Raw genomic sequence first — 5,944 nt, 5'->3', positions numbered from 1 at the left:
CCTTTTCATCGTCGGTGGCCTGCCACAGGAATTCGCTGACCTTCTTGAAGGTGTGCTCCTTGCCATCAACGGTGGCAGTGAACTCGGCCTTCGGGGAGCCGCAGTTGGTGGTGGCAGCTTCCTCAGCAGAGGCGGCGGTGGCCCCAGCGAATGCGAGTGAACTGGTCAGGGTTGCGGCAAGCAGGCCGCGAGAGAAGTTAGACATAAGAACTCCGAGAATAGGTAGTAGGTGAAAGGGTGATGGAAAGTGGAATGAATCATTCCGTTAACCGGGATCGGTTGGGTTCGGAGTGTAACCCAGATCCCACGCGTGCGGCTGATGTAAGACGAAAAACCTTCGATTTTCGGGAGTACTCCCCATGAACACACAAAGGCACCCCCAATCCACGCGATGGTGGTGGGGGTGCCTGTGTGCTTAACGACGTCCCTTAGGACGTTCAAGCTTCAGTGATTAGAACGGAAGCTTGATGTTCAGGGCCTGAGCAGCGGCCGGAACGGCAGCAGCGATTGCGCCAAGGACGCCGAGAACGATGGCAGCGATGCCCAGATCGGTCGGCTTGCCTTCCTCGGAAGACAGCTTGGCCTTAATGTCGTCGAAGGAGCTCTTCTCCTTGTTGGTATCGCCCTTGCCTGGCTCCTTGTTGGTATCACCCTTGCCTGGCTGCTTGTCATTGCCCGGTTGCTTCTCGCCCTCGGTCTTGCCAGCGTTGTCGCCGGCCTCGCCTTCGGTCTCGTCAGCGTTGTCGCCGTTCTCGCCTTCGGTCTCGTCAGTGTTGTCGCCGTTCTCGCCTTCGGTCTCACCAGTGTTGTCGCCGGCCTCGGTGATGGCGTTGATGGCATCGTTGACGGTTACGTCAGTGTTCTCCTCCGCGTTGGCGGCGGTGGCGCCAGCCAGTGCGAGGGAGCTCGCCAGAGCGGCAGCGGTGAGGTTGCGGGAAATGCGCTTCATATTATTTCTCCTGGGAATAGATCGGGGACATCTTATGAAAGTGAAAGGCCGTCATCAGGCGATGTTCGTCATCGCTTACTGACTTCGACCTCCCACATGCTAACGAAGGTCGGAAAGGGATTGGTCAAGCTGTGAAAGGTTATATGGGTATTCCACGACAGCTGCCAAGGGCTTATCAGCGCGCAATAATGTTTGCTGACGCGATTATGGTGCTACGAAAACGCGAAAAAGACTGTATGGCGGTAGTGCGGCCGGGGAGAGGTGTGGGTGAGGAGCCGAGGATGTTGACAGGCGTTACACAGGGGATCTGCGCAAGGTTCCGGCGGCGGAGAGTGCATTTATTGAGTGAAGCGCAACATATCGCCGTATTGTTATGAGGGAAGTCACGCATACGATACCCCTAAGGAGAACTCATGAAAGGGACAAAAGTCGGCGCGAGCCTCGCCGCTGTCGTCGCAGCAGCTGGCCTGACTGCATGCGGAGGAGACGGATCGGGTGGTGCGGCGGATGTTGATTTCATCAGTACCAACTCCACCGAACCCCAAAAGCCGCTCATCCCTGCAGATACCAGCGATGTGCCGGGCGCAACGCTCATCGACCTCATCTACTCGGGACTCGTGTACTTCGATGAGAATGGTGAGGTGCACAACGACCAAGCAGAGAGCATAGAGAAGACCGATGACGTGACGTACAAGGTCACGCTCAAGGAGGACGCGGTGTTCTCCGATGGCTCCCCGGTGCGTGCCCAGGACTATGTCGATACGTGGAACAACGCTGTAGAGAACAGCATGCTCTCTGCCTATTTCTTCGAGCCCATCAAGGGCTACGAAGAAGGAACAGAGAGCATGGAAGGGCTCAAGGTTGTCGATGAGAAGACGTTCACCATTGAACTTGATGAGCCCACGGCGGATTTCGAGACGCGTTTGGGTTATTCCGTCTTTTTCCCCATGCACGAATCAGCCTTCGATGACATCGACGCCTACGGCCAAAACCCAGTGGGAAGTGGCCCTTATAAGCTGCAGGAATGGAACCATAACCAGAATGCGATACTCGTTCCCAACGAGAAGTATGAAGGTGACCGCAAGGCGCAGAACGATGGTCTGAACTTCGTTTTCTATGCCGACGCCAGTGCGGCCTATGCTGACTTGCTTTCGGGGAACCTCGATGTTTTGGACTCGGTCCCGTCCTCGGCCATGGCCAACTTTGAAACTGATCTCGGCGAGCGCGCAGTGAACGAGCCTGCTGCAATTTTCCAGTCCATTACTATCCCCGCCGGGGATGAGAACTTTAGCGGGGAGGCGGGGGCGTTGCGTCGACAAGCACTGTCCATGGCCATTGACCGCGACGAGATTACCCAGACCATTTTCCAAGGGACGAACACTCCGGCGGTGGATTTCACATCGCCTGTGCTTAACGACGGTGCCACAGACATCCCCGGCAACGACGTCCTGACCTATAACCCGGACAAGGCGCGCGAGCTGTGGGCCAAGGCGGAGGAGATGAAGCCATTCAAGGGGCCGTTCACCGTGGCGTACAATTCCGACGGTAGTCACAAGGAGTGGGTCGATGCTGTCGTGAACTTCATTCGAAACACCCTTGATATTGATGCGCAGCCAGCGCCGTATCCGGATTTCAAATCGCTACGCGATGAAGTCACGAACAAGACTATCGAGGGTGCGTTCCGCACCGGCTGGCAGTCGGTATACCCGTCGCCGTCGAGTTTCTTGGAACCGTTGTATGCCACGGGTGCTGCGACTAACGACGCTGACTATTCCAACCCCGAGTTCGATTCGCTTCTGAAGAAGGCCGCCGCGGCAGCTAACGAAGAGGAGAGTGTTGAGCGGGTCAATGATGCCCAAGCGGTGCTCATGAAGGACCTTCCAGCAATCCCGCTCTGGTACACCAACTCCACTGGTGGCTACTCCGAGCGTGTCGATGACGTGATCTTTACGTGGAAGTCGAAGCCGCTGTATTACAAGGTAACTCTGAAGTAGATCGATACACGTCCTGCTACGTGAAAAGCGCTCCTCAACGATTGGTGGTGAGGAGCGCTTTTCTTAAGCGGGCGGAGCTGTTAGAAAGGCAGCTTAATGCCCAGGGACTTTGCCACGTTCGGAGCGACAGCAGCGATGGCGCCGATGACGCCTAGGACAGCAGTGACGATGGCGGCAATGCCAAGATCGGTCGGCTCACCGTCCTTGGAGCTGAGGGCTTCATCGAAGGAGCTGGACTCATTGGTGCCGGTCGGTGCCTGCGAAGGGTCATCCGCTGGCTCCACGGGCTTCTCCGTCGGGGTGGTCGGCGTTGTCGTCGTGGACGTCGTCGAGCTCGGCGGGTTCTTGGCCAGGGATTCCTGGATTTCAGCGGCTGCGGTGTCCTGCTTGCCACAGGCAGAGGCGTCGTCCTTGGCAATCGCCATGACCTCGGCGCGGTTCAGGGTCAATTCTTCATTGTCAGTGGCGCGCCAGAGTCCGAATTCCTCCTGCTTGAAGGTGTGCTCGGTGTCCTCAATGGTGGTGGTGAACTCTTCGGCTGGGGCCCAGCAGAAGTTGATCTCGGTAGCCGAGGTGTTGGTGGCGTTTGCGGTGGACTCGTCGGCGGTAGCGATGGTCGAGCCAATAACACACAGAGAGCCCGCCAGAGCGGTGGTGGCGAGAGCGAGTGAAGCCTTCTTCATGGGATTCTCCTAGAAATAGAGCGAAGGAAAGTGAAAGATAGAAAACCCTTGGTGCGCAGGGGCTATCCAACTATATTAACGCTACCTCAAGCTCTAAGCACAAAACTGCGAGAACCGCGTTCCTCCATGCTCTTAAAAGTAAGGCCTGGAGGCACGCGGAACGCGGCGCAGGGACTCTTAGATAAAGAACTTGCGGCGGGCAGCGAAAGCGCCAGCTGCAATCATGGCTGCGATGGCCAGTGCGGCAAGGCCACGAGCAACGGTGTTGGAACCGGTCTCAGCGGAGATACCGCGCGACTGTACCTGGGACTTCTCGGCGGTGCTTTCGGCAACCTGACCACCCTGGGCGATGACCTCGTCCTTGTTCTCCTTGAGCATCTGCTCGGAAGCGGCCTTCTCCTCGGCACTTGGAGCGTCGTTCTGGGCTGCCTCCTGGGACTTCACGTAGGTCTTGCCATCCTTGGCCAGGTACCAGGTCACGCCACCGATGACGAGGGCGGCCGGCAGGGCCAGCCATGCCAGCTGCTTGGCGTCGAAATCGGAATCCTCGGCGGAACCGGCCGGGGGCTGGGAGCCGCCCGTCGGATCGGTCTCTCCAGAGGGCGGAGTAGCAGGCTCGTCCTTGCCCTCACCGGCCCCCGGATTCTCGTTGCCGCCCTCGGACTGCTCGCCGCCAGCCTCCGGCTTCTCCGGATCATTCTTAGAAGCGTCGCTGCCGTTGTCGATCGGGGTGTCGACCTTGGACGGGCCGGCCGGAGCCGGGTCCGGGTTGGCCGGTGCAGGAGCGTTGTCCTGAGGATCCGGATCAACCGGGGCTGCTGGATCCTCGGCGGGGTTGTCAGCGGGGGCTTGCTTTTCCTGCAGGCGCTCCCATGCAGCCTGTGCCTGTTCCTTGGTTAGCTCGGTACCGCCAAACTCGTTGACGCTCATGTAGTTACCGTCAGCCTGCTGGCGGTAGATTACGCCATCGAGCTCGAACTCAGCTGGAGCCGGAATCTGTGCAGAGGCAACGGCGGTGCCGCCCAGTGCGAGGGAGCCAGCCAGTGCGGCTGCGGTCAGGGTGCGGTGGATGCGCTTCATATGTTTCTCCTAGTGGGTTTGTGAGAGGGAGTCCATCAGACCAGAACCACAATAGTCACAATTTTCACATTAGTCACAGGGGTTACGTGAAGATGTTCCGTAATTTATGGGAGATGTGTCGTGCTGATCTGGGGCAGTGTTCGATGAGCGTGAAGTATAAGTTGTAATGTAAAGGGGCTGGCTGTTTAGTGGAAGAGCAGGTTCTGGTGGGGGCTGCTGGTTGTGGGGTGTTCGACAACGACCTGTCAAAACGGGTACCCCTGTACGGGGGTTGAAAAGTACGATTGAGCGCTAGCTTGCGGCCGGCTCAGGTGTGGTCGTTACGCCCTCAAACTGCCAGCCCACCACCGCGTTGCGCACTGCAGAAGCCAGTGGGTTGGCCGGCTGAATGCAGCTGATGGTCAGCAGGCGGCCCGGTTTGGCATCGGCACCCCAGATACTCTCGTCCTGCTCAAGGCCTTCCTTTGAAGGATCGTGCAGATCCGTGGCTATATACACCAGCCACTGCTCGCCGGAGTTCTGCGTGCGCAGATACAGCTTGTCGCCCACCGCGGCCTTGTGCTCATCGGCGCGGCCGTCGTAGAGGTTATTGAATACCGCCGGCACACCCGCGCCCGTGTGTCCAGCAATGACCACGATGTCCGGCGAGTCCGTACCAGGAAGCGTGTAAGGCTTATCGTCCGCGGTATAGGTGCAGGCCTTATTCATGGAGTCCGGGTTGATCTTATTGTCCTTAACCCTGCAGGAGCCCTCCTCGAATTTTGCGCGCACATCAATCGCTGGGATGTGCATCTCCACCGCGGGGGAGGGCTCGATGACGGCGGCGGGCTCCGTTGCTACTTCTGTGGGCTGCGGTGCGGGTGTGTCTGGTTCCTGATTGAGCTTGAGCGCGGCGATAATGCCGACCAGCACCACCGCCACAATGGCTACGAGGCGGAGGCCACGGCTGTCGCTGGGCTTGCGATGGCGCGCTGTGACCTGGTTTGACCGGCGTCGTGGGCGGTTGGGCTGCTGCTTGGCGACGGCCCCCGCGCGGCCGTACGAGGAGCGGCTTCGGCGGCGGGCGCGTTCTGCGCGGAGATCGATGCGGATTCCCTCTTCCGGCAGACGGTAGTTATCGCGCCGCGCCGAGTAGCGAGAATCCATGGTGTGCTCCTGAGGGATAGATGATTAGAAAAATACAGTACTACCCGACGGCAAGCTGATAGCGCAGCGCATAGGTGATAAGCCAGTGGGTG

General features: G+C 58.7%; 6 protein-coding genes. 1 reads left to right on the top strand and 5 read right to left on the bottom strand.

The window, feature by feature from the left end:
- On the bottom strand, nucleotides 1-205 hold a 205-nt coding region (locus tag HMPREF2993_RS13670), incomplete at its 3' end, for a hypothetical protein (protein ID WP_371325911.1).
- 246 nt (nucleotides 206-451) lie between these two features.
- Nucleotides 452-949 carry a hypothetical protein gene (locus tag HMPREF2993_RS13755; protein WP_070702412.1) on the bottom strand — a complete coding sequence of 166 codons (498 nt, stop codon included), beginning with the start codon at nucleotides 947-949 and terminating at the stop codon, nucleotides 452-454.
- 413 nt (nucleotides 950-1,362) lie between these two features.
- On the opposite strand from HMPREF2993_RS13755, the gene HMPREF2993_RS11200 reads away from it, so the two are divergent.
- Nucleotides 1,363-2,943: a peptide ABC transporter substrate-binding protein gene (locus tag HMPREF2993_RS11200; protein WP_070702410.1), complete on the top strand. Its 1,581-nt coding sequence runs from the start codon at nucleotides 1,363-1,365 to the stop codon at nucleotides 2,941-2,943.
- 80 nt (nucleotides 2,944-3,023) lie between these two features.
- On the opposite strand, the gene HMPREF2993_RS11195 is transcribed toward HMPREF2993_RS11200, so the two are convergent.
- From HMPREF2993_RS11195 to HMPREF2993_RS11185, 3 genes are all read right to left on the bottom strand, one after another.
- A complete protein-coding gene (locus tag HMPREF2993_RS11195) occupies nucleotides 3,024-3,626 on the bottom strand; it encodes a hypothetical protein (RefSeq protein WP_070702408.1) in 603 nt (200 codons plus the stop codon).
- A gap of 177 nt (nucleotides 3,627-3,803) precedes the next feature.
- Nucleotides 3,804-4,706, bottom strand: coding sequence for a hypothetical protein (locus tag HMPREF2993_RS11190; protein WP_070702406.1), 903 nt, complete (start codon nucleotides 4,704-4,706; stop codon nucleotides 3,804-3,806).
- Between the two features lie 291 nt (nucleotides 4,707-4,997).
- Complete coding sequence (locus HMPREF2993_RS11185; RefSeq protein ID WP_070702404.1) at nucleotides 4,998-5,852, bottom strand: sortase family protein; 855 nt, start codon at nucleotides 5,850-5,852, stop codon at nucleotides 4,998-5,000.
- Nucleotides 5,853-5,944 lie beyond the last annotated feature (92 nt).

Source organism: Corynebacterium sp. HMSC068G04 (assembly GCF_001814885.1).
GTDB lineage: Bacteria > Actinomycetota > Actinomycetes > Mycobacteriales > Mycobacteriaceae > Corynebacterium > Corynebacterium hiratae.
Note: the sequence above shows the minus strand (reverse complement) of the source record. Positions and strands in the feature narration are given on the sequence as shown.

Coding starts and splice junctions, on each gene's coding strand:
- HMPREF2993_RS11200 (WP_070702410.1), top strand. CDS start 1,363: ATGAAAGGGACAAAAGTCGGCGCGAGCCTCGCCGCTGTCGTCGCAGCA.
- HMPREF2993_RS13755 (WP_070702412.1), bottom strand. CDS start 949: ATGAAGCGCATTTCCCGCAACCTCACCGCTGCCGCTCTGGCGAGCTCC.
- HMPREF2993_RS11185 (WP_070702404.1), bottom strand. CDS start 5,852: ATGGATTCTCGCTACTCGGCGCGGCGCGATAACTACCGTCTGCCGGAA.
- HMPREF2993_RS11195 (WP_070702408.1), bottom strand. CDS start 3,626: ATGAAGAAGGCTTCACTCGCTCTCGCCACCACCGCTCTGGCGGGCTCT.
- HMPREF2993_RS11190 (WP_070702406.1), bottom strand. CDS start 4,706: ATGAAGCGCATCCACCGCACCCTGACCGCAGCCGCACTGGCTGGCTCC.